Consider the following 26,290-nt stretch of genomic DNA (forward strand, 5'->3'; position numbering starts at 1 on the left):
CAGCGGCGTGCAGGTGAGGCCGCTGCCCCCACCCAACCCTCCCCCATCGGGGATGGGGGAGGGCTGTTAGTCGTCCTCGTCCAGATCCACCGTGACGCCGCCGGTCCGCACGCGGACGCGGCCCTGGCGGGTGTCCACCACGACGTCGTCGTTCAGCATCGGCACGCTGGGGCAGGCGTTCCGCCCCTTGCGCGTGTCGCAGACGACGCGTTGGTTCGGTGAATGGCTGCAGGCGGTGCGGCCGTTGACGGTCTGGCAGGACAGCGTGCCCGAGCCTTCCACGCAGGTGGTGTGGCCGTTGACGGTCTGGCAGGCAAGGTTCTCCGCCGCCGCCGGTTTCGCCACCAGGGGCAACGCCAGCAGGGGCAGGGCGAGCAGGGCGAGGAAAAGCGTGCGCATGGTCCGCGGTCTCCGTGCCGATGGGGAGCGCCACCCTGCGGCGACGCTGCCCCGGCCGCTGTGAGCCGGCTCACATCCTGCGCCCGTTTCTTCCGAGATCCGGCGGCGCGGAATCGGTAATCCTGGAGGACAGGCCAGAAGGTGTCCTGTGTTTCCCCGGGCACACCCCCACGATCCGGAAGTACATCTGCGGTTCGCCAAGACACCGACTGCGCGCGTGCAGTGTTAACGTCACGCCGAAGCTGTGGAGGTGGCGGTGGCGCGGGTCCTTGTTCATCTGGTGTTGTGCGTCGTCCTGCTCGCCGGCGGTCCGGTCCTGGCGGCCGAGAAGCGGGTGGCGCTGGTCATCGGCAACGCGCGGTACGAACGCGGCGGCGCCGTGCCGGCCGTGGCGGCCAACGCCGCCGCGGTGGCGGAGGCGTTGCGGCAGACCGGCTTCGACGTGACGGTCGCCAACAATCGGGAGCACCGCGGCTTGGTCGCCGCGCTCAGCCACTTCGCGGCGCGGGCGCGGGGGGCGGAGCTGGGGGTGATCTACTACTCCGGCCTCGCGCTGTCGGCGGGCGGTCGGAACTTCCTGGTGCCGGTGGACGCCAAGCTGGAAGCGGAGGGCGACGTGGTGCTCGACACCCTCGACCTCGACCAGGTGCTCCAGCAGATGCAGGCGCCGAAGCGCGGCGTGTTGCTGCTCGACCCCGTGGTGCCGAACCCGGTTGCGGAGGTGCTGAAGACGGTGCGCCCGGTGCCCGGTCCGCCGGGGCCGGCGGACACTCTGCTGATCGCCTACGCCCATCAGCCCGACACCCCGCCGACGCCGGTCCGCGGCAACGGCCCCGGCCCCTTCGCCGCGGCGCTGGCGGAGGAACTGGTCAAACTGGGCGCCGACCTGCGCGGCGCGCTGACGGAAGTCCAGCGCGGCGTCGCCGCCCGCACCGGCGGCGCGCAGAAGCCGTGGATGCAGGACCGCCTCGGTCCCACGGTCGCGCTGCTGCCCGAGGCGCCGCCGGAACCGAAGCCAGAACCAAAGATCGAGCCGCTGGACGGTTCGTTCGTCGTCACCCGCGACGTGAACCTGCGCCAGACCCCCGACAGCAAGGCGCCAGTGGTGCGCCGGCTGGCGCGCGACACCACGGTCGCCGCCACCGGGCGCGTGCGCCAGGGAAGCTGGACGCGCGTGACCGTCGACGGCCAGCAGGGCTTCGTCTCCAACGAATACCTCAAGCGTCCCGGCGCCGCGCCGCCTCCGCCGGCGCCCGCGGTGGCCGACACCGGCGTCCGCCGCGTGCTGCGCGACGCCACGCTGTTCGACCGCCCGGTGCTCGGCGCCCGCGGCGTGCGCGAGCTGCCGGCCGGCATGATGCTGACCGTGGTCGAGCCCGCGGCGGACGGCAACTGGGTCAAGGTGCGCGACCGCTTCGGCCAGGAGGGTTACGTCAGCGCCGGCACGCTGGGCATCGGGGAGGGCGAGGAGCGCATCCTGTCCGGCACCTCCGCTCCGACGCCATCGCCCGGCGGTTCCTCCGCCCCGGAGCCGGCGCGGGCGGCGCGTGAGACTGTCGCCGGTGGCGAGAGCGTCGCCAACCGCGCCCGCGCCATGGCGCAACGGGGTATCGAGGCGCAGCGCCGCGCCCGCGAGGCGGCGGAGGCGGCGCGCGGCATCACGGCGACGGCGTGGGTGCAGCGCTTCGCCAACGGTGACGTCTATGAGGGGGAATGGGCGTCCACCGCGGTCGGCGGCATCCGGCAGGTGCAGCGCGGTGGCTATGGCGTCTACCGCTTCGCCGACGGCCAGCTCTACGAGGGCGAGTGGCGCAACGATGAGATGGCCGGCCTCGGCGTCATGGCCTTCCGCACCGGCGACCGCTACGCCGGCGGCTTCCGCGCCGGGCAACCGGAGGGGCTGGGCGTGTTCCGCTACGCCAACGGCGACGGCTATGCCGGTGAGGTGCGCGCCAACAGCCCGGACGGCGTGGGCGAGCTGTCCTTCGCCAACGGCGACCGCTACCAGGGCCCCGTCTCCGGCCGGCGGCCGAGCGGCAACGGCGCGTCGGACCGGCTCGGCGCGTGGCAGGGAGCGGGAGCGGGGGAGTAGCCCCTGGCCTCGCCGCCGCCCCGGCGTTATACCGGAGGAACCACCTCCGGAGGTCCCCGCATGTCCACCATCCTGTCCCTGGCGGCCGAACTGGCGTCCGGCCGCACCACCAGCGAGGAACTGACCGAGCGCGCGCTGGCCCGCATCGCCGATCCGGGTGGGGAGGGGGCGCGAACGTTCACCCGCGTCGATCGCGAGGGTGCGCTGAAGGCGGCGCAGGCCAGCGACCTGCTGCGCGCGGCCGGCGTGGTGCCGTCGCCGCTGGCCGGGATTCCGGTGTCGGTGAAGGACCTGTTCGACCTGGCCGGGCAGCCGACTCCCGCCGGCTCCGTGGTGCTGAAGGACGCACCGCCAGCCGCCAAGGACGCGCCCGTGGTCGCCCGCCTGCGCGCGGCCGGCGCGGTGATCGTCGGGCGCACCAACATGACGGAGTTCGCCTTCTCCGGCCTGGGCGTCAACCCGCACCACGGCACGCCGGGCAACCCGTTCGACCGCACGCGCATCCCTGGCGGCTCGTCCTCGGGGGCGGCGGTGTCGGTGGCGGACGGCATGGCGGTGGCGGCGGTCGGCAGCGACACCGGCGGCTCGGTGCGCATCCCCTCCGCCTTCTGCGGGCTGGTCGGGCTCAAACCGACCCAGGCCCGCGTGCCGCGTGACGGCGCGCTGCCGCTGTCGTGGACGCTGGACACGGTCGGGCCGCTCGCCCGGTCGGTGGCGTGCTGCGCGATCATGGACGCGGTGATGGCCGGCGGCGCGCCGGCGGTGCCGGAGGCGCTGGACCTCGCCGGGCTGCGCATCGCCGTGCCGACCACCGTGGTGCTGGACGGCATGGACGACACCGTCTCCGCCGCCTTCGAGCGGGCGCTGGAGGCCTTGTCGATGGCCGGTGCGCGGGTGGTCGAGATCGACTTGGCCACGCTGGCTGCCATTCCCAAGGCCAACGCCAAGGGCGGCTTCGCCTCGCCCGAGGCCTACGCGTGGCACCGCGAGCTGCTGGCGCGCTCCGGCGACCGGTACGACCCGCGGGTGAGCGTGCGCATCCTGCGCGGGCAGGAGCAGAGCGCCGCCGACTACATCGAGCTGACCCGCCTCCGCGCCTCGCTGATGGCCGAGGCGGAGGCGGCGACCCGAGCCTTCGACGCGCTGGCGATGCCGACGGTGCCGGTGGTGCCGCCACGCCTCAAGGAACTGGAGGACGACGCGGAGTACGCGCGCATCAACATGCTGGTGCTGCGCAACCCGTCGCTGTGGAACTTCCTCGACCGTCCGGCGGTGTCGCTGCCGATGGCGACCGGCGGCCTGCCCGCCGGCCTGATGCTGGTCGGCAAGCGCGGCCATGACAAGAACCTGCTGCGCGTCGCGCGAGCGGTCGAGCCGGCGGTCGCCTGAATCGTCCCACTTGCCTTTCGGTGGCGCTCTGCGGTAGGATATAAATCCTCGAAGGGCGCCGTGTGCCTCGGCGGTGAAGAGTGAACTGAACAGGGTCCGCACACTGTTTCATAGTGTTTCACTCTGTTCCATTCGCTCCCCTGGCAGGGCCGTGGGCGGTCAGATACAGCGGCCGCCGTCCACCTCCAGGCACACGCCGGTCAGGAACTCCGCCTCGTCGGAGCACAGGAACAGCGCGGCGTTGGCGATGTCCCTGGGCTGCGACAGCCGGCCCAGCGGCACCGAGGCGCGGAATTGCGCGCGCTTTTCCGGCGTGTCCTCGCCCATGAACAGGTGCAGCATGCCGGTCTCGCCGGCCACCGGGTTGATGGCGCAGACGCGGATCTTCTCCGGCGCCAGTTCGACCGCCATCGACTTGGTCAGCGTGATCGCCGCGCCCTTGGAGCCGTTGTACCACGCCAGCCCCGGCCGCGGCCGCACGCCGGCGGTGGAGGCGATGTTGAGGATCATGCCGCCACCCTGTCGGCGGAACACCGGCACCGCGTGCTGCGCGGCGAGATAGATGGACTTCACGTTGACCGCGTAGACGCGGTCGAAAGTGGCCTCGTCCACCTCCAGCATCGGGCCGTTGCGGTGCGTGTAGCCGGCGTTGTTGACCATGACGTCGAGCCGGCCGAAGGCGCTCACCGCCGCCTCCACCATCGCCTTCACCTCGGCGTTCACCGACACGTCGGCCTTGACCGCGATGGCGCCGTGGCCGGTCTCGGACGCCACGCGCTTCGCCGCCTCCTCGTTGATGTCGGCAACGACGACGTGCGCGCCCTCCGCCGCGAACAGCTTGGCCATGCCCTCGCCGAAGCCCGAGCCGCCGCCGGTGACGATGGCGACCTTGTCCTGTAGGCGCATCTCTCCCTCCCTCAGTCGTGCTTGATGGCGACGGTCTTCACGGCCGAGAAGCCGTACAGCGCCTCGAAGCCCTTCTCGCGGTTGAAGCCGCTCTTCTTCACGCCGCCGAACGGCAGCTCGACGCCGCCGCCGGCACCGTAGTTGTTGATGAACACCTGCCCGGCGTGCAGGCGCCGCGCCATGCGCAGCTGTCGGCCGCCGTCGCGCGTCCACACGCCGGCCACGAGGCCGAACGGCGTGCCGTTGGCGATGCGCACCGCCTCCTCCTCTCCGTCGAAGGGGATGAGGGCGAGGGCGGGGCCGAAGACCTCCTGCTGCTCGATCGCGCAGCCGGGCGTGACATCGCCGAACAGCACCGGGGCGACGTAGAATCCGCCCTGTGGCGCGCTCTCCACCACCGTGCCCTCGGCCAGCACCGGGAAGCCGTTGGCGCGCGCCGCGGCGACCATGCCGGCGACGCGGTCGCGCTGCTGCACGTTGATCAGCGGGCCGACGTCGTGGTCCTCCAGCGCCGGGCCGACCTTGAGGGCCTTGAAGCGTTCGGCGATCATGGCGGCGAAGCGCTCGTAGACCGGCCGCTCGATCAGCACGCGGCTGCCGGCCGAGCAGGTCTGCCCGGCGTTCTGCACCGAGGCGCGCACCACGAAGGTCAGCGCCTGCTCCAGGTCGGCGTCGGCGAACACCACCTGCGGCGACTTGCCGCCCAGTTCCAGCGTCACCGGCACGATGTTGCGCGCGGCGGCCTGCTGCACCAGCACGCCGACCTCCTGGCTGCCGGTGAAGGAGACGTGGTTGATGCCGGGGTGGCCGGACAGCGCCGCGCCGGCCTCCTCGCCGTAGCCGGTGACGACGTTCAGCGACCCCGCCGGGAAGCCGGCCTCGTGCGCCAGCCGGCTGAGGTACAGCGTGGTCAGCGAGGCGTCCTCGCCCGGCTTCACCACGCAGGCGTTGCCCATGGCGAGCGCCGCGCCGACGCTGCGGCCGATGATCTGCAGCGGGTAGTTCCACGGGATGATGTGCGCGGTCACCCCGTGCGGCTCGCGCAGGGTCAGCACCGTGTAGCCGTTCTGATACGGGATGGTGTCGCCGTGCACCTTGTCGGCGGCGCCGCCGTAGAACTCGAAATAGCGGGCGCAGGCCGTCACGTCGGCCTTCGCCTGGGCGAGCGGCTTGCCGACGTCGCGGCTCTCCAACTCCGCCAGAGTATCGGCGTGCTGGAGGATGAGGGCGGAGAGCCGGAACATCAGCCGCCCGCGCTCGACGGCGGTGAGCGTGCCCCAGTCGCCGTCCAGCGCCTCGCGGGCGGCGGAGACGGCCCGGTCAATGTCCGCCGCTTGGCCCCGCGGGATGGCGGCGAAGGTCTCGCCGGTCGAGGGATCGACGCAGGGGATCGTCCCGCCGCCCAGCGCATCGGCGAACGCGCCGCCGATCAGGAGCTTGGTTTCCATCATGACGAATGTCCTCAGTACACCAGCCCGCGGAAGAACAGCGTAACCGCGGGCACGTAGGTGATGACCATCAGGCAGGCGAAGACCACGATGACGAACGGCACCAGCCGGCCGATGATCTGTTCCAGGCTCAGGCCGGCGACCTGGCAGGCGGCGAACAGGTTCACGCCAAAGGGCGGCGTCACCATGCCGAGCGCCAGGTTGACCACCATGATCAGCCCGAAATGCACCGGGTCGACGCCGAAGTGCGTGGCGACCGGCGCCAGGATCGGCGCCAGCACGATGATCGAGGCGGAGGTCTCGACGAACATCCCCACCACGAACAGGAACAGGTTGACCGCCAGCAGGTAGCTGCCGGCGCTGCCGAACGTCTCGGAGATCCAGGCGCCGATGGCCGCCGGCACGCCGGCCCGGGTGATCAGGAAGCTGAACAGCCCGGCCGCGGCGATGATGAACATGATCACCGCCGAGGACAGCACCGATTTCCGCAGGATCGGCGCCAGATCGGCCCAGCCGAACGCCCGGTAGACGAACATGCCGACAATGAAGGCGTAGACCACCGCCACCACCGAGGCCTCCGTCGGCGTGAATACGCCGCGGTAGATGCCGCCGATGATGATGAAGGGCATCAACAGCGCCAGCGCCGCGCGCTCCGTCGCCTTGACGAAGCCTATGCGGCCCTCGCGGTCCCGCTTGCCCCAGCCATGATACTTGCAGGTCAGGTAGGTGAACAGCGTCAGCGCGCCGCCGATCAGCAGGCCCGGCCCGAAGCCGGCGGCGAACATCTCGCCGATGGAGACCTCCGCCGACACGCCGTAGAGGATCATCGGGATCGACGGCGGGATGATGACGCCGAGTTCCGCCGAGGTGGCCTGCAGCGCCGCGGCGAACTCCTTCGGGTAGCCGTGCGCGATCATCGCCGGAATGATGATGGCGCCGATGGCGAAGGTGGTCGCCACGCTCGACCCCGACACCGACGCGAAGATCATGCAGGTCAGCACGCAGGAGCAGGCCAGCCCGCCCTGGATGTTGCCGACCACCGACTTGGCGAACTCCACCAGCCGGGCGGAGATGCCGCCGGCCTCCATCAGGTTGCCGGCCAGGATGAAGAACGGCACCGCCATCAGCGGGAAGCTGTCGATGCTCGTCATCAGCTTCTGCGCGACGACGATCAGCGGCATGGTGGTGAAGAACGAGATGCCGCCGATGGCCGCCGCGGCGATCGCCACCGCGATCGGCACGCTCAGCGCGAACAGCGCCACCATGACGATGAGCATGAAGCTGGTCATGGCGTCACACCTCGTACACTTCCTGGGGGGCGGTGGAGACCGGCTCGTGTCGGCGGGCGGCGGCGATCTCCTCCGCCGCGCGGGCGAGGAGGCCGACCATGGACAGCACCGCCCCCACCGGGATGGCGGCGTACACCCAGGCGATGGAGATGCCCTCGCCGGTGAACGGGTTGTCGACGCCGGCCAGCATCTGGAACTGCGCCCGCCCGACCATCTGCCAGCCGGCCCAGGCGATCACCGCCAGCACGCCGAGCGACAGCCCGGTGATCGCCGCCACCAGCGCGACGCGGGCGGTGCCGCTGGTGCGGGCGTGCACGAACTCCACGGTGATCAGCGCGCCCTGCCGGAAGGCGACGGCGACGCCCAGGTAGACCATCCAGATGTCGATGGAGCGTGCCGTCACCTCCGACCATGTCGAGGGCTCCTCGAACACGAAGCGGGTGATGACCTGATAGAACGACACGATGCAGGCCAGTACCAGCAGTGCCATCGCGGCCCGCATGGTCCAGCGCATCAGGAACTTCTCGAACGCCGACAGGGCCGCGAGCATGGGGGAGTCCTCAAAGGGCGGTGGAGTTCCCTCCCCCGTCCCAGGGGAGGGATAGGGTGGGGGTGCGGCCAAGGGGCCGTTGCCGATCCTTGGCTGCACCCTCACCCTCCCGCTCGTTCCGAGCGGGCCCCTCCCTCTCCCGGACGGGAGAGGGACGTTCTCAGTACTTGTAGTTCCGGATCTCGTCGATCTTCGCTTGGCCGAACTTCTTGGCGTACTCGTCGTAGGCCGGCTTCAGCGCGGCCTGGAAGGCGGTGGCGTCGACGCCGGGAGTCACCTCCATGCCCTGCTTCTTCAACTCCTCGATGCCGTTGGCGGCGTCGTCCTCGGCCTTCTGGCGCATGGCCTTGGCGCCGGCCAGCGCGGCCTGCTTGAACCAGCCCTTCTCCTGGTCGGAGAGCTTGTTCCACACGCTCGGCGACAGGATGATCAGCGCGGGCGAGTACACGTGCTGGCTCACCGTCAGATACTTCTGCACCTGCGAGAACTTGGCGCCGAGGATCACGCCGATGGGGTTCTCCTGGCCGTCCACGGTGCCCTGCTGCATGGCGGTGAACAGCTCGGGGAAGGCCATCGGCGTGGGCAGGACGCCCAGCGTCTTGAAGGCCGTCATGTGCACCTGGTTCTCCATGGTGCGGATCTTCAGGCCCTTGGCGTCCTCGGGCGTCTTCACCGGCTTCTTGGAGTTGGTCAGGTTGCGGAAGCCGTTCTCGCCCCAGGCCAGTGCGATCAGGCCATGCTTGGGGAACTGGTCGAGGATCTTCTGGCCGATCGGGCCGTCCAGCACCGCGTGTGCGTGCTTGTAATCCTTGAACAGGAAGGGGATGTCGGTGACCAGCGTATCGGGCACGAAGTTGCCGACCGGGCCGGTCGAGGTGGCGACGATATCCACCGTGCCGATCTGCGCGCCCTCGACCATCTCGCGCTCGCCGCCCAGCGCGTTGGCTGGGAACTGCTTGATGGTCCACTTGCCGTTGGACAGCCGGGTCAGCTCCTCGTTCATCGCCGTGACGCCGACGCCGTAATGCGAGGTCGGCGGCAGCGAGTAGCCGGCCTTCAGCTCGTCCGCCGACGCGGCCGTCGCGGCAAGCCCGATGCCGAACACGGTGGCGGCGATGATCGTCCTCAGGTGCATTCTTCTTTTCCTCCCGTTTGTCTTGTTCGTTCAGGCGCCGCCGTGCAGGTAGCGTCGCGCCCAGCCCAGCCCGTCCAAGGTCCCGGTCCGCGGTCGGTACTCGCAGCCGACCCAGCCGGCGTAGCCGGTGGCGTCCAGTTCACGCAGCAGGTGGTGCGGGTCGCACTCGCCGCTGTCCGGCTCGTGGCGGTCCGGCACGCCGGCGATCTGCACGTGGCGGATCGCGGGGCCGAGCCGGCGCATCCGCATGGTCAGGTCGCCCTCCATGATCTGCGCGTGGTAGAGGTCGAACTGTAGGCCGAGGTTCGGCGCGCCGACCCGCTCGATCACCGCCATCGCCTCGTCCGAGGTGCGCAGAAGGTAGCCGGGCATGTCGCGGCTGTTCAGCGGCTCAATCACCACGTCGCGGCCGTGGTCGTCGACGCGATGCGCAGCGTGGCGCAGGCGCTCCACGTAGAGCGTCAGGGCGTCGGCGCGGTCCAGCCCGGCGGGCGGGATGCCGGCCATGACGTGCAGCGTCGGGCAGTCCAGCGCCTCGGCGTAGATCAGCGCGCGCTCGACCGACTCCACGAAGGCCGTCTCGCGGTCAGGCAGGCAGGCGAGACCGCGCTCCCCCGCCGCCCAGTCGCCAGGCGGCAGGTTGAACAGGACGACCTGCACGCCGGCGAACTTGCGGGCGCGGGCGACCTCCTCGGGGTCGTGGTCGTAGGGGAAGAGGAACTCGACGCCGCGGAAGCCGACCTCGGCGGCCGCGCGGAAGCGGTCGAGGAACGGCAATTCGTTGAACTGCATCGTTAGATTCGCGGCGAGCCGGATCATGGCGGCTTACCGGAGCGCGGACATGGTTCGGGCGGCGTGGTTCATCATGGTCCTCCCCTGCGCGTCTGGTGCGCGCGTTCTTGGGAGGCGATTGTCGATACGAATGCTTTGGTCGTCAAGCGATTAGCGCCGCGCCGCCGGGACGTCGCCCGGCGGCGCGGCAAGGAAGGTCAGTGGTCCCAGAAGGTCGGCATCGCCGTGCTGGCGGTGTAGCCGTGCTCGCCCATGGCCGACCAGCCGAGGTCGTGGATACCCATGCCGAAGGCCGGCGAGGCGGCCTGCAGCATGTATTTGCCGTAGTAGGCGTCCACGAACATCGGGTTGCCGACCACGTCCGCCTGCCCGTAGGTCGGGGCGTTGTAGATGAGGTTCTGGTCGATCACCGGATTGTTGGCGGTCAGCAGCTCGTGGTAGTCGTCCACCGGCAGGGTGCCGGCGACGATGTTCTTGACCACCACGTTGTTGATCGGCGTGCCGAGGTCGCCGAACTTCGGGTTCCAGCCGATGCGGATGAACTCTTCGGCGTTGCTGGTCATGATGGCGACGTTGTTTTCCACCAGGTTGTTGTCGCCGCCGTGGATGTGCACGCCGGCCTGGCTGGTGTGCTTGAGGAAGTTGTCGCGCACGGTGACGCCGCCGGCCAGGTCGTCCAGGTAGACGCCGAAGCCCTTCCACTGCGTCAGCCACTGGTCCGAGGCGTTGGTGGCGAGGCCACCCACCCCCTCGATCCAATTGTTGCGCACGATCATGCCGGTATCGACGCTGGAGCGGCCGAGGATCTCGATGGCGCCGGCATCCGCCGATTCCCGCACGGTGTCGGTGATGTGGTTGTTCTCGATGACGTTGTTGGTGTTGATGTTGGTGGAATTGTAGTTCTTGAACGAGATGCCGTAGCGCGCGCTGTGCGCGATATCGTTGTTCGAGATGACGTTGTCGTCGGCGCCGGTGGCCATGATGCCGGCCACATGCTTGCGCACCTCGCCGATGTACTGGATGTCGTTGGCGTAGATGCGGTTGGCGTTGCTGTCGTTGACCAGCTCGATGCCGTGGTTGGCGACGTGGGCGATCTCGTTGCCGCCGATCAGGTTGTTGCCGGCCGACTTCAGCAGGATGCCGGTACCGACGTTCTCGAAGCTGTTGTTGCCGATCTTGTTGCCGCTGGCCGAGACCACCTCCAGCGCCGCGTAATCCGTGCGCCCGTCGGTGAAGCCCAGGCCTTCCACCGTCACGCCGCTGGTGCCGTTCAGCTTGATCATGGTGCCGAGCCGGCCGACGGTGACGCCCGCCGCCTCGAACCCGGCGGGATCGGCCGGCTTGATGACCAGACGCCCGTCGGCGGCGCGGTAGGCGAATTCCCCGGCCTGATCGACGAACGAGGCGTTGTCGAGCAGGCGGTAGGTGGCGCCCTCCTGCAGCACGAAGGGGATGGCGTTCTTGAAGGTAATGGTGCGGGTGGCGTCGTCGATGCGCGTCACCTCGACGATGGCGTCGGTCAGCCGCTCCACGTCGAAGACCTGGATCTTGGTGCCGGGTGCGAGATCCGTGGCGGAGACGTCGCCGGCGTGGTAGCGGATCGCCGAGGCGCTGGGGCCGGTGGAGGCGGCGTCGGCGAAGAACCAGCCGGACTTGACGTCGGCTGCGTCCCAGGCGCCCTTCTCGGCGAGGTGCTGGCGCACGCCGCCGATCATCACGTCGAAGCCGCTGGCCGCCGACACCTTGGCGGAATAGACGCCGTTGCCCTCGCTGACCCAGCCGGTGACCTTCTCGCCGCCGCTGAGGACCGGCGTCTCGCCCGGGTAGTTCTTGAAGGAATGCCCGTTGTCGAGCGACGTCAACTCCAGCGTCTTGGTCAGGCCGTACTTGCCCTCGCGGACGTAGGTGGTGTCGATGTCGCTGCTCCGCATGGCGTCGCGGGCGCGCTCCAGCGTGCCAAACGGGCCGTCGGTGCCGTCGGCGTTGGGGGCGGACAGCTTGCCCGACCAGGTGTCCTTGCCGTTGGCGGCGACGTAGAAGGCCGGGCCGGTCGGCGGCGGATAAATGGGCTTCTCGAAGTAGACCGACGGCGCGGTGAAGCCGAGGGTGCCGCCCCAGTACAGGCCCTCCTGCCCGGCGACCACGTCCTTGCCGTCGAAGGCGCCCTTGTCGTAGGTGACGCCGGCGTCGGTGACCTTCACGTCATGCCCGTTGATCGTCACCGACTTGACGAACAGGTTGCGGTCCTGGCCGTTGATGGTCGCGTCGTTGTCGTAGTGGATCTGCACCTTGTGGGCGAGGGTCGGGTCGAGGTCCGTCTTGAAGGTGTAGGGGGTGAGGATGCCGGAGGTGGCACGGCCCTCGCCGATCTGCACGCCGTCCACCAGCACCTTGAAGTGCGGCGCCACGCCGCCGGCCGAGGAGCCCCAGGCGTTGACGACGATCTCCGCCGGCTTGGTCGGCGCCGGCTCCGGCGGGGGCGGGGGGCGGACGATGGGGCCGCCGAACTCCTCCTCACCCAGGCCCCAGGTGAGCGCGCCGCCCCAGTACAGACCCTCCTGCCCAGCGACCACATACTTTCCGTCCACCGGGCCCTTGTCGTAGGAGGCGCGCGAGTCGGTCGCCGCGAACTCCTTGCCGTCGATGCTGACGGAGTGGACGTAGAGGTTGCGGTCCTGGCCGTTGGCGGTGCCGTCGTTGTCGTACCAGACCTGGACCTTGTGCGCCTCGTCCGGGTTCAGCGTGGTCTGGAAGCTGTAGGCGGCGAGCGATCCCGTCGCCGTGCCCTCGCCGACGACCACGTCGTCCACCAGCAGCTTGAAGTGCGCCTGCTTGCCGCCTGCGGCGTCACCCCAGGCGTTGACGGTGATGGTGCTGGTCATGGAGGGCGGAAGCACCACCGGCGGCGGTGGCGGCGGCAGGAAGGCGGAGGCGGGCAGGGCGACGTTGAGCGCGCCCTTCCAGTACATCCCTTCCTGGCCCGAGATCACGTCCTTCCCGTCCAGGGCACCCTTGTCGTAGGTGACGATGCGGTCGCTGGACTTGAAGACGTTGCCGTTCACCTCGAACGACTTCACGAACAGGTTCATGTCCTGCCCGTTGATCGTGGCGTCGTTGTCGTATTCGAGCTGCAACTGGTGCCCGCTGTCGGACGGGACGTCGGCGGTGAAGACGTACTTGGTTGGATCGGAGGAACTGACCGTCGCCTCGCCGATCTTCTGCCCGTCGAGCCGCAGGATGAAGTGCGGCCATCGCCCGCTGGCGACTTGGCCGTAGGCGGTGATGGTGAAGGTGGTGGGGATGGTGGTCATAGTCGGAGCCCTCGCTCGTGCGTTTGCCGGGGATGCTCCGTCCGCGGGGTTAACCGCGGGAAACCAATGATGGTTAAGATTTGGCAACGTGTTGTTTGTCACAGTGACAATTATCGGACGTGGCGGTTGAGCCCCCAGGCCGCGCCCCGCGCATGCGCGCCATGCGGCGCCGGCCGGCCCTGGACAAGCGGCCGGCGAAGGTGCTTGGCTAGGCGCCAACAAACGTACAGGCCAACGGGAATCTGGAGGGACGACGGGACATGGCGTTGTTGGACGAGTCCGCCAAAGGCGTCTTCATCATTGCGGTCACCCCGTTCACGGACGGCGGCGACCTCGACCTCGCCAGCACCGACCGCATGGTCGATTTCTACCTGGAGCGCGGCGTCACCGGCATCACGGTGCTGGGCATCATGGGCGAGGCGCCCAAGCTGACCGCCGAGGAATCGCGCACCTTCGTGCGCCGAGTGCTGAAGCGCGTGGACGGCCGGATCCCGACGGTGGTCGGCGTCTCCAGCCCCGGCTTCGCGCCGATGAAGGAACTGGCCGACGCGGTGATGGACGACGGTGCGGCCGGCGTCATGGTCGCCCCGGCCGGGCACCTGCGCAGCGACGACCAGATCTACGGCTACTACGCCGGAGTCGCCGAGACGCTGGGCAAGACGCCGTTCGTGCTGCAGGACTACCCGCTCACCACCAACGTGCAGATCCCGGTGGGCGTGCTGAACCGCATCCTCAAGGACATGCCCACCTGCGTGATGGTCAAGCACGAGGACTGGCCCGGCCTCGCCAAGATCGGCGCGCTGCGCGCCGCCTCGGACAAGGGCGAGGTGCGCCGCGTCAGCATCCTGACCGGCAACGGCGGCCTGTTCCTGCCGGAGGAGATGGGCCGCGGCGCCGACGGCGCCATGACCGGCTTCGCCTTCCCGGAGATGATGACCGGCGTGGTCGCCGCCTACGCCAAGGGTGACGTCGAGCGCGCCCACGACGTCTTCGACGCCTACCTGCCCTACGCCCGCTACGAGCAGCAGCAGGGCATCGGGCTGGTGGCGCGCAAGTACGTGCTGGCCAAGCGCGGCGCCATCGCGTCGGCGGCGCTGCGCAAGCCCGGCGGCAAGCTCTCGCCCGCCGACATCGCCGACATCGAGCGCTTGCTCGCTCGCCAAGGGAAGCGCCTGAAGGAGATCGCCTGATGGATCTGGGAATCGCCAATCGCCGCGCCCTGGTGCTCGGCGCCAGCCGCGGCCTGGGCGCCGCCTCCGCCCGCGCCCTGCTGGCCGAGGGCGCCACGGTCATCGCCGCCGCCCGCACCGAGGCGCGCACGCAGGAGTGGATCGACGCCCTGCCCGACGACCAGCGCAAGCGCGCCCGCGCGTTGCCGCTCGACCTCGCCGACCGCGCGTCGGTGGACCGGCTGGCCGACGCCGTGCTGGCCGAGGGCGGGGTGGACATCCTGGTCAACAACTCCGGCGGCCCGCCGCCGGGCACGGCGCGCGACGCCACGCTGGAGCAGTGGACGCAGCAGTTCGCCATGATGGCCGGCCACCTGTTCCACCTGACGCAGCGCCTGCTGCCGCCCATGGAGGAGCGCGGTTGGGGCCGCATCGTCACCATCGGCTCGTCGGGGATCGAGCAGCCGATCCCCAACCTCGGCCTGTCCAACGGCATCCGCGCGGCGATCCTCGGCTGGTCGAAGACGCTGTCCAACGAGGTGGCGGCCAAGGGGATCACCGTGAACATGGTGCTGCCCGGCCGCATCCAGACCGAGCGCATCGGCGAGCTGGACGGCGCCAACGCCAAGCGCCTGGGCAAGACGCAGGACGAGATCGCGGCGTCGGCCAAGGCCGCCATCCCCGCCGGCCGCTACGGCGAGCCGGAGGAGTTCGGCGACGCGGTGGCCTTCCTGGCCAGCGAGCGGGCGCGCTACATCACCGGCGTGAAGCTGCGCGTGGACGGCGGGCAGACGAAGTCGGTGTGATCCTCATTTCCCCTCTCCCCTCGCGGGAGAGGGGGCAGGGGAGAGGGGGATTACGGCTCGGCAGAGCCGGAAAAGGGCACTGTTGCACCGCGCCTCCGCGCGGCATCCCCCCTCTCCCCAACCCCTCTCCCGCAAGGGGAGAGGGGCTTTCGAGATTCGGAGGTGAGTGTGCCCCAGCCCGTCTGCCTGATCGTCCAGCCGATCCACATCGCCGGCGAGCGCCGGCTGGAGGAGGCGGGGATCGCGCTGAAGCGCGCGCCCTCCGCCGACACCAGGGACGTGGTGCCAATGATCGGCGACGCCGACGCCGCCATCACCCGCAACGCCGGGCTGAAGGCGGCGTCGATGGACGCCGCACCCCGGCTGCGCATCGTCGCCAACCACGGCGTCGGCGTCGACCAGATCGACATCCCGCACGCCACCACCCTAGGCATCCCCGTCACCAACACGCCGGGCGGCAACACGGTGTCGGTGGCCGAGCAGGCCATCGCGCTGATGATGGCGCTCGCCAAGCAGATCGTGCCGGCGCATCTGGCGGCGCAGGCCGGCGACTTCGACGTCCGCTATCGGCTGCCCTTCGCCGAGGTGTCGGGCAAGGTGCTGGGCATCGTCGGCTTCGGCGACATCGGCCGGGCGACCGCGCGCATGGCGCACCACGGCTTCGGCATGCGCGTCATCGTGCACAGCCCGTCGGCGCCGCGCGAGCAGATCGAGGCCCTGGGCTATGCGAAGGTGGACAGCCTGGACGACCTGCTGCACGCCGCCGACGTGGTGTCGCTGCACCTGCCGCTGCGCGACTCCACGCGGAACCTGATCGGCCGGCGCGAGCTGGCCCTGATGAAGCCCACGGCGCTGCTGCTCAACACTGGCCGCGGGCCCACGCTGGACGAGGACGCGCTGGTCGAGGCGCTGCGGGAGAAGCGCATCGCCGGGGCTGGGCTGGACGTCTTCTCGCGCGAGCCGCTGCCGGCCGGGCACCCGCTGTTCGGCCTGGAGAACGTAGTGCTCAGCCCGCACACCGCGAGTTCGACCGAGGAGTGCCTGGTGCGCATGGCGCTGATGGTGGCGGAATCGGTGATCGACGCGCTGGCCGGGCGCCAGCCGCTGCATCTGGTGAATCCGGAGATGTGGGAGGGGCGGCGCACCTGACCGCTCTTTCCCGTCATGCCCGACCTTGTCCCGGGTATTCACGTGCCCGGACCTTTGGAACAGCACGCAGTGCGTGGATGGCCGGATCACAAGCCCGGCCATGACGATGAAAGAAAGAGTGTCGACACGAGAAAGGGCCGCTCCCGCACATGGCGGGGGCGGCCCTTTCTCGTTCCTCCAGCGGTGTTTTACTGCTGGATGAACGCCTTCAGGTACGACTGCGACAGCGGCTGCACGATGTAGTCGAGCGGCGTGCGGCCGGCCAGCAGGATGCGTGCCTCGACCGGCATGCCGGCGCGGATGGCCAGGTTGTGCACGGTGTGCGCGTCGCCGTCCTTCAGGCGGATGCGGGTCAGGAAGTAGTCCTGGCGGGTCTGCTGGTCGGTCAGGCGATCGGCCGAGACGTACTCCACCGTACCGTCCAGCGTGCCCAGCACGCGGCTGTCGTAGGCGGTCAACTGCACCTTCACCGGCAGGTCCGGCATCACCGACTTGATGTCCTTCGGCTGCACGTGCACCTCGGCCAGCAGGGTCTGGTCGTCGGGCACCACATCGAGGATCGGTTCGTTGGCGGCGAGGGCGACGCCCGTCGTCGGGTGGCCGTGCATCACCACGATGCCGGCGTCCGGCGCCTTGACGTCGCGGTTGGCGAGGCGGTTGGCGGCGTCGCGCATCTGCTCGGCCAGCTTGGCGGTCTCGCCGCGGGCCTTCTCCAGGTCGACCAGCACCTTCTCGCGGAAATCGTTGCGCCGCTTGACGATGTCGGCCTTGGCCTCGAGCGCCTGCTGCTTGTTCTGGGCGATGCGCGACTCCAGCTCGGCGTCGCGGCCGCGGATCCGGGCGTTCTCCTTCTGCGCCTCCACCAGCCGCGTGCGGGTGGTGTTGCCGCGGTCGAGCAGGCCCTGGTTGATCTTCACGTCCTCGTTGCTGAGCTTCAGCTCCTCGGCGAGGTGCTTGCGCTGCTCGGCGAGGTTCTTCGAGTCCTCCTCCAGCGTCGCGATGCGCTCGCGCAGAACACCCTCCTCGGCGGCGAGCTGCTGCCGGCGGACGTCGAACAGCTTCTGCTGGTTGCCCATCAGCTTGACCACGGCCACGTTGTCGCCGCGCGTGACGAGTTCCTGCGGCCACTCGATGGCCGGCTTCTCGAACAGCTCGCCGTCGAGGCGGGCCAGCATGGCGATGGTCTCCAGCCACGTGGCGGTCAGCATCTCCAGCCGCGTCGCCGCCTCGGTGGTGTCGAAGCGCATGAGGACCTGACCGGCCTTCACCGCATCGCCCTCGCGGACCATCATCTCGCTGATGACGCCGCCCTCGGAGTGCTTGACGTTCTTGCGGCCGGTCTCCGGCACCAGGACGCCGGCGGCGCTGACCGCGCTGTGCAGCGGGGCGAAGGCGGCCCAGGCGGTCATGCCGCCGAAGCCGACCGCCAGGATGGCGGTGCCGCCGATCAGAAGGTTGCGCACGCTGGTCTCGGGCAGGAGGACGCGCAGGTTGCTGAGGGTGCTCATGTGTTTCTCTCCTTACCCGGTTCAGCCGGCGGTCGCGGGAACGGCGGCGACGGTGCGCAGGCGGTTCCAGGCGGCAGCATTGCCGGCCGCGGTGCCGGGCTGCGGCTGCTGCTCCTGGCGGGGCTGCGCCTCGTGCAGCATGCCGTTCTGCAGGACGAAGGTCTTGTCGGCGAGATCGACGAAGACCGGCATGTAGCTGAGCAGCACGACCGTGGTGCCCTGCTCCTTCATGGCGGCGATGAAGCCGCGCACCGCCTTCAGGCCGTGGTCGTCGAGGCCGGCGGCCGGCTCGTCCAGCACCACCAGGGCGGGCTTGCCGAAGCCGGCGCGGGCCAGCGCGATCAGGCGGGCCGGGGTGCCGGTCAGCGGGAAGATCAGGTTGACCGCCTCGCTCTCGTAGCCCTGCGGCAGCGCCTCGATCCAGTCGTGGATGCCGGCGCGCTTGGCGGCGGCGACCACATCGGCGGCGTCGGCGTCGGTGAAGCGGGCGATGTTCTGCCCGATGGTGCCGGGCAGCAGCTCGGACGTCTGCGGCAGGTAGCCGATGCCGGAGGTGATGTCCTGTGGCGTCAGCGAGGCCAGCGACAGGCCGCCCAGGCGCACCGTGCCCGAGGAGGGCGGCATCACGCCGGCCAGCAGCCGCGCCAGCACCGACTTGCCCGAGCGGTTGGCGCCGAGGAGGCACACGGTCTCGCCGGCCTCGATGGAGGCGGTGACGGCGCGCAGGATCGGCTTCTGGTCGATGGGGGAGATGAACAGCACGTTCTCGGCGGTCAGGCGCTCCGGCTGCACGTTGACGGCGTCGCGGCGCGTCTCGGCCGACAGGCGCTTCAGGTGGGCCGACAGGCGCTTCCAGGACTCCCACGACTTCAGCATGGGGCCCCAGGAGCCGACCGTCTGCTCGATCGGGGCCATGGCGCGGCCGACCAGCATCGAGGTGGCGATCATGCCGCCGAAGGACAGGTGGTGCTCCATCACCAGCCAGGCGCCGACGCCGGTGCAGGCGACCTGCAGCAGCATGCGCACCCACTTGGTCACCGCCTGGATGGCGGCCTGACGCTCACCGCTCGCCGAGGCGAGGGCCGAGTTGGCGAGCTGGTCGGTGGCGAGCACGTCCAGCACCGCCGGGCCCATGCGCTGGCCGCGGATGTTGGCGGCCTGCACCTGCATGGCGTCGAACAGCCGGGTTGAGCGGGTGGCCGGGGTCTTCGCCTGCTCCATCGGGCCCTTGGCGGCCATGTGGCCGAGCCAGCCGAGACCGGTCAGGATCACCGCGCAGGCCAGCATCATGCCGGCCAGCAGCGGGTGGATCAGGTAGATGCCGATCACGTACAGCGGGGTCCAGGGCATGTCCATCAACGCGCCGAAGGTCGGCCGGGTGATGGTGCCCTTGACCTCCATCAGGTCGTTGAGCGGACCCGGCTCGGGCCGACCCTTGGCGGCGGCGTCGAGCACGTCGCTGCTCAGCCGGCGGCGCCACGCGACCTCGAGCGCGTTGGCGCAGCGGGCCAGCAGGCGGGTGCGGACGGTTTCCAGAAGCGCGATCATCGACAGCGCGATGACGACCAGCACCGTCAGCATCACCACCGTGTCGACATTCTCGGACGGGATGGCGCGGCTGAAGACCTGCAGGGAGTAGAGCGGCATGCTCAGTTGCAGGATGTTCATCGCGGCGCTGAAGACGAAGGTCGCAACCAGGATCCGGACGTAATACGGGCTGCCGAAATCGGGACGGTCGCTGCCAACCTTGGACGTGCGGCTGGTCGGGGATGGCATGCAAGTTCCTCCAGTTGTCACTCATGGAAGCCCACCGAGCGCAGGCAGGAGGATGAGGCCGTTTTTAAGGTAAACGACATATTAAATTTATCGGGGATCACAGGATTGTCGCCATAGCTGGCCCATGTCTGTCACAGACGGTTTGCGGGGCCGCGCTCCGCACCTCATGTGAAGAGGAACGCGACACCGGAGGCCCGCATGAGCGCACCGTTCGTCCTTTCCCCGGGAACCCTGACGCTGCCCGACGTGCGTCGTCTGGCGCGGGGGCCGGTCACGCTCGCGCTGGATCCCGCCTGCCGCGGCGGCATCGAGGCGTCGGCGCGCACGGTGGCCGAGGCGGCGGCGGGGGATCTCCCGGTGTACGGGGTGAACACCGGCTTCGGTCTGCTCGCCAAGCGGCGCATCCCACCGGAGAAGGTGCGCGACTTGCAGCGTCGCCTCGTGCTGTCGCACAGCGCCGGCACCGGGCCGGAGTTGCCGGTGTCCGCCGTGCGGCTGATCCTGGCGCTAAAGGCCAACGCGCTGGCCCGCGGCTATTCCGGCGTGCGTCTCGCCGTGGTCGAGGCGCTGCTGGCCCTGCTCAACGCCGACGCGCTGCCGGTGGTGCCGGCGAAGGGCTCGGTCGGGGCGTCCGGCGATCTGGCGCCGCTGGCGCACCTGACCGGCGTGCTGCTGGGGGAGGGCGAGGCGGTGGTCGGCGGCGAGCGCCTGCCCGCCGCGGCGGCGCTGGAGCGCATCGGGCTGGCGCCGCTGGAACTGGAGGCGAAGGAGGGCTTGGCGCTGCTCAACGGCACGCAGGTGTCGACGGCGCTCGGGCTGCTCGGCCTGTTCGCGCTGGAGGACGCCTACGCGGCGGCGCTGGTGGCCGGGGCCTTGAGCGTCGATGCGGCGATGGGCAGCGACGGGCCGTTCGACGCGCGCATCCACGCGCTGCGCGGCCAGCCGGGGCAGGCGGAGGTGGCGGCGGTGTACCGGCGTCTGCTCGCCGGATCGCAGATCCGGGAGAGCCACCGCGGCGACCACGACACCGTGCAGGACCCTTACAGCCTGCGCTGCCAGCCGCAAGTGATGGGCGCGGTGCTCGATCACATGCGCTTCGCCGCCGGCGTGCTGGAGCGCGAGGCGAACGCGGTGTCCGACAACCCGCTGGTCTTCGCCGACACGGGGGAGATCCTGTCGGGCGGCAACTTCCACGCCGAGCCGGTGGCACTGGCTGCCGATATGCTGGCGCTGGCGATCTCGGAGACGGCGGCGCTGGCCGAACGGCGCATAGCGTTGCTGATGGACGCCAACCTGTCGGGGTTGCCGCCCTTCCTGGTGCGCGACGGCGGGTTGAACAGCGGCTTCATGATCGCCCAGGTCACCGCCGCCGCGCTGGCCAGCGAGACCAAGCAGATGAGCGCCCCGGCCAGCGTCGACAGTCTGCCGACCTCCGCCAACCAGGAGGACCACGTCAGCATGGCGACGCACGCCGCCCGGCGCTTGTCGGATATGGCCGACAACCTCGCCGGCGTCGTCGCCATCGAATTGCTGGCCGCCTGCCAGGGCGCCGACCTGCGCGCGCCCCTGCGCAGTTCACCGTTGCTGGAGGAGGCCAAGGGCCGCCTGCGCGCCCGTGTCGCGCGTTGGGACCAGGACCGCGCCATGGCGCCGGACATCGCCGCCGCCAAAGCGCTGGTCACCGCGGGAACGTTCCACGACCTCGTCGGCGGCGGTCTGCTGCCGACAGCCGTATGAGTGTGCGGTACACGTGGGTTGGGCGCCCTGGCACTCGACCCAAACTCACGTGGGTCACGCAGATCACCGGGTGGGAGTGGGAGTGGGGAGCGGAACGCTCGCGTTCCCAGTGCAGCTGTAACCGCCAGAGAGAGTAGCGCTACAGCTTCTTCCATCGCTGTAGGAGTAGCCGCCGTCGAGCTTTTTCTGGCTGCTGACCCCATTGTTGTAGGTGTATCCACCCGAAAGATTAGCGCTGCTGGATACACCGTTGTTGCAAGTCTGACCACCGGCAAGATTTGGTTCGCAGGTTACGCCGTTGCTCCACCTCTGACCGCCGGACAGGGTTCCATGCGACGAGAGGCCGTTGTCACAGAAATAGCCGCCCGAAAGATTTGGATGGCAGGTTTCCGCTGCCGCGGCTTGCGCATGCAAGGCAAAAAAGACGCATACCAACAACGCTGAGCGCATGGTCGTCTCCATAATCTGAGCACACGGAGACAAACACGCCTCACCTTCCACTATTCCGGGCCGCTGGCCATCGTAATGCGAAGCCGAAGACTGATTGATACGGGCTGCGACAACCGTTTGCAGACACCCGCCCTCCAGCAGGAGCGGTTCAGGGGAGCCCGGTGGCTCCATACGTCTCCGAAGAACGCAGGAGCCAAGCCGGCCTCGCGGACATAAAGGCCCCCTCCCGCGACGGGAGAGGAGCTTTGTGCGGGCGTGCGTTCACGTCGCCGGGACGGTCTTCGGCGGAACGATGATGGTCAGCGGCTGCTTCTTGCCGTTCTCCAACTCCGCCGCCTTCTTCTCGTCGGTCAGGCCCTTCGCCATGTCCTCCAGCAGTTGGTCGGCAGCCTTGCGGCCGTATTCGAACTGCGCCTTGAGGTTGGAGCGCTTCCAGGTCAGCGCGTCCGGCGAATGGGCGGCCTTGCGAGCGTCTACGCGGTAGACGTCCAACGTGGACTCGCCCTTCAGCCGGCGGATCTCGTTCTTCTGCATGAACGAGCGGTAGCTGGCCTGGGCGTTGGCGACGATGGTGTCGATGATCAGTTGGGTGAAGCCGTCCCACAGTGTCTCCGGTGCGTCGATCAGCGCCCGGTAGCCGAGCACGTCGAGGATCACGACGTCCTTGACGTTCTTGAGGTTGAACAGGCCCTCGTAGGGCACGTCCGACACCGCGGCGCCCTCGATGTACCAATCGCCCTCGAACTGGTGCGGCGGGTAGAGGAACGGGAACGCCATCGCCGAGTGGAAGGCGTCGACCGTGATCTCCTTGTCGCGGCTGTGGAACCAGCGCAGGCGCTTTTCGGTCACGTTGTAGGCGACCATCTCGAACTGCTGCTTGAGCTGGTTCGCCTTCTCGAAGTCCACCGCCTCGGTCACCCAGGGGGTGGGGGCGCACATGCCCGGCGCGATGCCCCAGTCGAGCGGGGCCGGCGTCAGCGCCGCCCAGCCGAACTGGATCAGGTCGCTCCACAGGCAGAAGGCGTCGGACTTGCCGTGCTGGTCCAGCACCAGCTTGCCGAACGGCGTGGCGGCTATGGCGTTGCGGAAGGCGTCCGCCATGGTGCCAGGCTTCTGGAAGACCTTATAGTTCACCGGGTAGAACTGGTAGATCTCGTCGCTGACGCCGGAGTTGGTCAGGTTCTCCAGCGCCTCCATGGGCGGCAGCCCCTTGGGCGCCAGCGCCACCAGCCCCACCAGCGCGCCGGCGCCGGACGCGGTGATCGTCTCGAACTTTTCCAGCTCCTTCTTCTCGATGAGCCGGTGCAGGACGCCCGCCATGAACGTCGCGTTCGGCGCGCCGCCGCCGATGACCAAGGCCTTACCCATCGCTTCCTCCGCTGAGATGTTCCTGCCGCCTCGCATTTCGCAGGTGCAAAAACATCTATCGGAAGCAATCAAGCCATTCAATACGCGTTATGGCCGAACCGTACTCCTTCCGGCGGACGGTTCATGAGTCCGGCGTGTCAGCCAGACACATCATGGTGGCGAGCATGAAGGCGATGGCCTTCTCCTCGCCGCCTTTCACGGCGAAGACCTCGGAACGCACGACGGTGATGGTGCGGCCGGCGCGTTCAACGGCGGCGCGGGCGAGGAAGCGCTCGCCGGCGGCCGGGGCCATCAGGTTGATCTTGTACTCGACGGTGAGCACCGAAGACCCCGGCGGCATGAGGCTGTACGCCGCATAGCCCGCCGCCGAGTCCGCCAGCGCCGTCGTCACCCCGGCGTGATGATACCCGTGCTGCTGGCATAGGTCGCGCCGGTGGTCCATGGCGAGCGTGCAGGTGCCCGGTGCAAGCTCCACCATGTCGACACCCATGGTCGACATCAGCGTCTGGCGCGCGAAGCTGTCGCGCACCCGGCGCTCGTAATCCGGGTCCTTGGCCACGAATCGCATGGCGTCTCCTCCCTGTATCGCATCTTCGACGGATGTCTTGGTATACGGTAGCGTATGGTGCCCGCGGCGTGCTGTCAATACGCAGGCGTATGCGGGACGGGCGAAGCAGGAAGGGGCGACGGGGGGCGATGGAGGCACGCGTCAACAAGGCCGACTGGGTGGAGGAGGCGCTGGGCCTGCTCGCCGAGTTCGGGGTGGACGGCGTCAAGGTGGAGCCGCTGGCGCGCCGGCTGAGCGTCACCAAGGGCGGCTTCTACTGGCATTTCAAGGACCGGCCGGAACTGCTGGTCGAGATGCTGGAGACATGGCGCTCCGGCCGAATCGGCGCCATCCGCCGCCACGCCCGCGACGCCGGCAAGAGCCCGCAGGAGCGCATCGAGGGCCTCGTCCGCCTCTACATCGAGAACGTCAACCCCAAGGGCGTCGCCATCGAGCTGGCGATCCGCGATTGGGCGCGCCGCGACGAGCAGGCGGCCGAGGCGGTCGCCGATGTCGACGCCACCCGCCTGGAACTGGTGGCCGCGCTGTTCCGCGAGCTGGGCCTGGAGGCCGAGGCGGCGCAGGCGCGCGCCTTCCTGATGTACTCGTTCCTGTTCGGGCAGGTCCTGGTGATCCTGCGCAGCGGCGAGGATGACCGCCGCCGGCTGGTCGGCGACTGCGTGCGGACGCTGCTGGCCTGACGCGGCGCGGCCTACGCGCCGCGCCGCACCGTGTCGCCGAACTGCCGGACCTCGGTGGACAGGCGGGTGGAGCGATCGTTCAGGTCCGACGCCAGTTCGTGCACCGCCGACGCCGTGCCCTGGATGTCGCGCGCCACCTGAACCACGGCCGACGCGTTCCCCGACAGCTCGCCCATGGTGGCGACGGTGGTGTGGACGTGGCGGCTGATCTCGCTGGTGGCGGCGGATTGCTGCTCGGCCGAGGCGGCGATGCTGGCGGTGAAGCCGTCGATCTCCTTGACGCCGTGCACGATCTTGCCGACCGCGGCGACCGAGGCGCGGATCGCCGCCTGGATGGTCGCGACCTGCCCGGCGATGTCCTCCGTGGCCTTGCCGGTCTGCGTCGCAAGGTTCTTCACCTCGCCGGCGACCACGGCGAAGCCCTTGCCGGCATCGCCGGCGCGCGCCGCCTCGATGGTGGCGTTGAGCGCCAGCAGGTTGGTCTGGGCGGCGATGTCGTTGATCAGCTTGACCACCTCACCGATGCGCTGGGCGGTGTCGGCCAGTTCGCCGATGGTGCGGTCGGTGAAGCCGGCGTCCTCCGCCACCTCCTTGGTGCGGCGGGCGGCGTCGCTGGTCTGGCGGGCGACGTCCGACACCGAGGAGGACAGCTCCTCGGTGGCCGCGGCGACCGCTTCCAGGCTGCTGGTGGTGCGCTGGCTGGCCTCGGCGGCGCGGTTGGCACGGCCGGTGACGTCGGTCATGCCCTTCGACAGCGCCTCGGCCTTGCCGTCCAGGATGTGGGCGTCCTCGGACAGGCGGTTGACCAGCGTGCCGACGCTGCTCTCCAGCGTTGCTGCCAGCTGCAGCATGGCCTTCGAGCGGTTCTCGGCCTCGCGGCGCTTCAGGATGTCGCCCAGGTCGGAGAGGTAGGCGAAGAGGATCGGCCTGCCGTCGAGCGTGTGGGGAACCAGCGTCACCAGGACGGAGAAGTCGGCGCCGTCGCGCCGGCGGTGCACCCATTCGAACTGCGCCCGGCCGGTCTTGATCGCCTCGCCGATCAGCGCCGTCGCCTTCTCGCCGGAGTCACGGCCGTCCGGCTGCTTGGGTGGTGACAGCGTGCCGGGGTTGACGTTCCGCATCGCCTGCTGGTTGTCGAAGCCGAACATGCGGAAGCAGGAGTCGTTGCATTCGATGATGCGGTCGTCGGCGATCGCCATCAGCGCGTCGGCCGAGCGCTCGAAGAAGGCCTGCTTGATGAGCGCGGCCGGATCGGAAGGCTTGTTGCCGAAAAGGAACCCCATGATCTCTCTCCAGTGCTCGGCTCGACGTTAGGTTGCCAAACATAGCACCAAGCCTATGGAGTACCTAAAGGTCATAGCACCGCGGAGGACGATGCCCCGAAACAAAAGAGGGACCGCGATGCGGTCCCTCTCGTGCGCCCGGCGATGTGGGTCCGGTCAGGCCTTGAGGATGCCGCGTCCGGCGAAGCGGGCGGCGGCGCCGAGCTGCTGCTCGATGCGGATCAGCTGGTTGTACTTGGCCAGACGGTCGGAGCGGCTGAGCGAGCCGGTCTTGATCTGCCCGCAGTTGGTCGCCACCGCGAGGTCGGCGATGGTCGAATCCTCGGTCTCGCCCGAGCGGTGCGACAGCACGGCCGTGTAGCCGGCCTTGTGCGCCATATCCACCGCCTCCAGCGTCTCCGACAGCGTGCCGATCTGGTTCACCTTGACCAGGATCGAGTTCGCCGTGCCCTTCCGGATGCCCTCGGCCAGACGCGTCGGGTTGG

Annotated in this window: 20 protein-coding genes and 1 pseudogene; 7 read left to right on the plus strand and 14 right to left on the minus strand. The window is 69.4% G+C overall.

The genetic code is table 11. The features are described from left to right. Nucleotides 1–66: 66 nt before the first annotated feature. Nucleotides 67–399 carry a hypothetical protein gene (locus TSO221_RS32790; protein ID WP_109122662.1) on the minus strand — a complete coding sequence of 111 codons (333 nt, stop codon included), beginning with the start codon at nt 397–399 and terminating at the stop codon, nt 67–69. Between the two features lie 256 nt (nt 400–655). Between TSO221_RS32790 and TSO221_RS32795 the strand changes: the two genes are divergently transcribed. Together TSO221_RS32795 and TSO221_RS32800 are read left to right on the plus strand one after the other, a co-directional pair. Next, nucleotides 656–2,491: an SH3 domain-containing protein gene (locus TSO221_RS32795; protein ID WP_158284289.1), complete on the plus strand. Its 1,836-nt coding sequence runs from the start codon at nt 656–658 to the stop codon at nt 2,489–2,491. 60 nt (nt 2,492–2,551) lie between these two features. Then, entirely contained in the window at nt 2,552–3,880 is a 1,329-nt protein-coding gene (locus TSO221_RS32800) for an amidase (protein ID WP_109122664.1), read from the plus strand. Between the two features lie 159 nt (nt 3,881–4,039). Here the strand turns inward: TSO221_RS32800 and TSO221_RS32805 are convergent, their stop codons facing one another. From TSO221_RS32805 to TSO221_RS32835, 7 genes are all read right to left on the minus strand, one after another. Further along, on the minus strand, nt 4,040–4,786 hold the full coding sequence (locus tag TSO221_RS32805) for an SDR family oxidoreductase (RefSeq protein ID WP_109122665.1): 747 nt from the start codon (nt 4,784–4,786) through the stop codon (nt 4,040–4,042). An 11-nt stretch (nt 4,787–4,797) separates the two neighbouring features. Then, nucleotides 4,798–6,237, minus strand: a complete 1,440-nt coding sequence (locus TSO221_RS32810) for an aldehyde dehydrogenase family protein (RefSeq protein ID WP_109122666.1) — start codon at nt 6,235–6,237, stop codon at nt 4,798–4,800. A gap of 11 nt (nt 6,238–6,248) precedes the next feature. Then, a complete protein-coding gene (locus TSO221_RS32815) occupies nt 6,249–7,523 on the minus strand; it encodes a TRAP transporter large permease (RefSeq protein WP_109122667.1) in 1,275 nt (424 codons plus the stop codon). 4 nt (nt 7,524–7,527) lie between these two features. Next, on the minus strand, nt 7,528–8,073 hold the full coding sequence (locus TSO221_RS32820; protein WP_109122668.1) for a TRAP transporter small permease subunit: 546 nt from the start codon (nt 8,071–8,073) through the stop codon (nt 7,528–7,530). A gap of 160 nt (nt 8,074–8,233) precedes the next feature. Further along, the gene (locus TSO221_RS32825) at nt 8,234–9,208 is read right to left on the minus strand and encodes a TRAP transporter substrate-binding protein (RefSeq protein ID WP_109122669.1); all 975 of its coding nucleotides are present in this window, start codon (nt 9,206–9,208) and stop codon (nt 8,234–8,236) included. Nucleotides 9,209–9,238: 30 nt separating this feature from the next. Next, on the minus strand, nt 9,239–10,027 hold the full coding sequence (gene otnI / locus TSO221_RS32830; protein WP_109122670.1) for a 2-oxo-tetronate isomerase: 789 nt from the start codon (nt 10,025–10,027) through the stop codon (nt 9,239–9,241). Nucleotides 10,028–10,197: 170 nt separating this feature from the next. Beyond that, nucleotides 10,198–13,311, minus strand: a complete 3,114-nt coding sequence (locus tag TSO221_RS32835) for a carbohydrate-binding domain-containing protein (protein ID WP_109122671.1) — start codon at nt 13,309–13,311, stop codon at nt 10,198–10,200. A gap of 260 nt (nt 13,312–13,571) precedes the next feature. On the opposite strand from TSO221_RS32835, the gene TSO221_RS32840 reads away from it, so the two are divergent. The 3 genes from TSO221_RS32840 to TSO221_RS32850 all read left to right on the plus strand — a co-directional run bounded on the left by TSO221_RS32840 (nt 13,572) and on the right by TSO221_RS32850 (nt 16,435). Beyond that, nucleotides 13,572–14,501, plus strand: coding sequence for a dihydrodipicolinate synthase family protein (locus TSO221_RS32840; RefSeq protein ID WP_109122672.1), 930 nt, complete (start codon nt 13,572–13,574; stop codon nt 14,499–14,501). After that, nucleotides 14,501–15,286: an SDR family oxidoreductase gene (locus TSO221_RS32845; RefSeq protein ID WP_109122673.1), complete on the plus strand. Its 786-nt coding sequence runs from the start codon at nt 14,501–14,503 to the stop codon at nt 15,284–15,286. The genes TSO221_RS32840 and TSO221_RS32845 overlap by 1 nt, the downstream gene beginning before the upstream one ends. A 168-nt stretch (nt 15,287–15,454) precedes the next feature. Then, nucleotides 15,455–16,435 carry a hydroxyacid dehydrogenase gene (locus TSO221_RS32850; RefSeq protein WP_199229729.1) on the plus strand — a complete coding sequence of 327 codons (981 nt, stop codon included), beginning with the start codon at nt 15,455–15,457 and terminating at the stop codon, nt 16,433–16,435. A 188-nt stretch (nt 16,436–16,623) separates the two neighbouring features. Here the strand turns inward: TSO221_RS32850 and TSO221_RS32855 are convergent, their stop codons facing one another. After that, entirely contained in the window at nt 16,624–17,943 is a 1,320-nt protein-coding gene (locus tag TSO221_RS32855; RefSeq protein WP_109122675.1) for an HlyD family type I secretion periplasmic adaptor subunit, read from the minus strand. Between the two features lie 21 nt (nt 17,944–17,964). Then, nucleotides 17,965–19,719, minus strand: a complete 1,755-nt coding sequence (locus tag TSO221_RS32860; RefSeq protein ID WP_109122676.1) for an ATP-binding cassette domain-containing protein — start codon at nt 19,717–19,719, stop codon at nt 17,965–17,967. A 198-nt stretch (nt 19,720–19,917) separates the two neighbouring features. Between TSO221_RS32860 and hutH the strand changes: the two genes are divergently transcribed. After that, the gene (gene hutH / locus TSO221_RS32865; protein WP_109122677.1) at nt 19,918–21,456 is read left to right on the plus strand and encodes a histidine ammonia-lyase; all 1,539 of its coding nucleotides are present in this window, start codon (nt 19,918–19,920) and stop codon (nt 21,454–21,456) included. 711 nt (nt 21,457–22,167) lie between these two features. Here the strand turns inward: hutH and TSO221_RS32870 are convergent. Continuing rightward, nucleotides 22,168–23,274: a patatin-like phospholipase family protein gene (locus TSO221_RS32870; protein ID WP_158284290.1), complete on the minus strand. Its 1,107-nt coding sequence runs from the start codon at nt 23,272–23,274 to the stop codon at nt 22,168–22,170. A gap of 121 nt (nt 23,275–23,395) precedes the next feature. Continuing rightward, nucleotides 23,396–23,842, minus strand: coding sequence for a PaaI family thioesterase (locus tag TSO221_RS32875; protein ID WP_109122679.1), 447 nt, complete (start codon nt 23,840–23,842; stop codon nt 23,396–23,398). Nucleotides 23,843–23,970: 128 nt separating this feature from the next. On the opposite strand from TSO221_RS32875, the gene TSO221_RS32880 reads away from it, so the two are divergent. After that, complete coding sequence (locus tag TSO221_RS32880) at nt 23,971–24,522, plus strand: TetR/AcrR family transcriptional regulator (protein ID WP_158284291.1); 552 nt, start codon at nt 23,971–23,973, stop codon at nt 24,520–24,522. A gap of 11 nt (nt 24,523–24,533) precedes the next feature. Here the strand turns inward: TSO221_RS32880 and TSO221_RS32885 are convergent, their stop codons facing one another. Next, nucleotides 24,534–25,805, minus strand: a complete 1,272-nt coding sequence (locus TSO221_RS32885; protein ID WP_109122681.1) for a methyl-accepting chemotaxis protein — start codon at nt 25,803–25,805, stop codon at nt 24,534–24,536. A gap of 156 nt (nt 25,806–25,961) precedes the next feature. After that, nucleotides 25,962–26,290 (minus strand): annotated as a pseudogene (gene eno, locus TSO221_RS32890) (phosphopyruvate hydratase); the annotation flags it as partial.

It is taken from the genome of Azospirillum sp. TSO22-1 (assembly GCF_003116015.1).
GTDB lineage: Bacteria > Pseudomonadota > Alphaproteobacteria > Azospirillales > Azospirillaceae > Azospirillum.

Excerpts from the sequence above, each read along its gene's own strand:
- TSO221_RS32885 (WP_109122681.1), bottom strand. The coding sequence starts at position 25,805 with ATGGGGTTCCTTTTCGGCAACAAGCCTTCCGATCCGGCCGCGCTCATC.
- TSO221_RS32820 (WP_109122668.1), bottom strand. The coding sequence starts at position 8,073 with ATGCTCGCGGCCCTGTCGGCGTTCGAGAAGTTCCTGATGCGCTGGACC.
- TSO221_RS32790 (WP_109122662.1), bottom strand. The coding sequence starts at position 399 with ATGCGCACGCTTTTCCTCGCCCTGCTCGCCCTGCCCCTGCTGGCGTTG.
- TSO221_RS32860 (WP_109122676.1), bottom strand. The coding sequence starts at position 19,719 with ATGCCATCCCCGACCAGCCGCACGTCCAAGGTTGGCAGCGACCGTCCC.
- TSO221_RS32845 (WP_109122673.1), top strand. The coding sequence starts at position 14,501 with ATGGATCTGGGAATCGCCAATCGCCGCGCCCTGGTGCTCGGCGCCAGC.
- TSO221_RS32870 (WP_158284290.1), bottom strand. The coding sequence starts at position 23,274 with ATGGGTAAGGCCTTGGTCATCGGCGGCGGCGCGCCGAACGCGACGTTC.
- TSO221_RS32800 (WP_109122664.1), top strand. The coding sequence starts at position 2,552 with ATGTCCACCATCCTGTCCCTGGCGGCCGAACTGGCGTCCGGCCGCACC.
- TSO221_RS32880 (WP_158284291.1), top strand. The coding sequence starts at position 23,971 with ATGGAGGCACGCGTCAACAAGGCCGACTGGGTGGAGGAGGCGCTGGGC.
- TSO221_RS32875 (WP_109122679.1), bottom strand. The coding sequence starts at position 23,842 with ATGCGATTCGTGGCCAAGGACCCGGATTACGAGCGCCGGGTGCGCGAC.
- otnI (WP_109122670.1), bottom strand. The coding sequence starts at position 10,027 with ATGATCCGGCTCGCCGCGAATCTAACGATGCAGTTCAACGAATTGCCG.
- TSO221_RS32815 (WP_109122667.1), bottom strand. The coding sequence starts at position 7,523 with ATGACCAGCTTCATGCTCATCGTCATGGTGGCGCTGTTCGCGCTGAGC.
- TSO221_RS32840 (WP_109122672.1), top strand. The coding sequence starts at position 13,572 with ATGGCGTTGTTGGACGAGTCCGCCAAAGGCGTCTTCATCATTGCGGTC.
- hutH (WP_109122677.1), top strand. The coding sequence starts at position 19,918 with ATGAGCGCACCGTTCGTCCTTTCCCCGGGAACCCTGACGCTGCCCGAC.
- TSO221_RS32825 (WP_109122669.1), bottom strand. The coding sequence starts at position 9,208 with ATGCACCTGAGGACGATCATCGCCGCCACCGTGTTCGGCATCGGGCTT.
- TSO221_RS32855 (WP_109122675.1), bottom strand. The coding sequence starts at position 17,943 with ATGAGCACCCTCAGCAACCTGCGCGTCCTCCTGCCCGAGACCAGCGTG.
- TSO221_RS32805 (WP_109122665.1), bottom strand. The coding sequence starts at position 4,786 with ATGCGCCTACAGGACAAGGTCGCCATCGTCACCGGCGGCGGCTCGGGC.
- TSO221_RS32810 (WP_109122666.1), bottom strand. The coding sequence starts at position 6,237 with ATGATGGAAACCAAGCTCCTGATCGGCGGCGCGTTCGCCGATGCGCTG.
- TSO221_RS32835 (WP_109122671.1), bottom strand. The coding sequence starts at position 13,311 with ATGACCACCATCCCCACCACCTTCACCATCACCGCCTACGGCCAAGTC.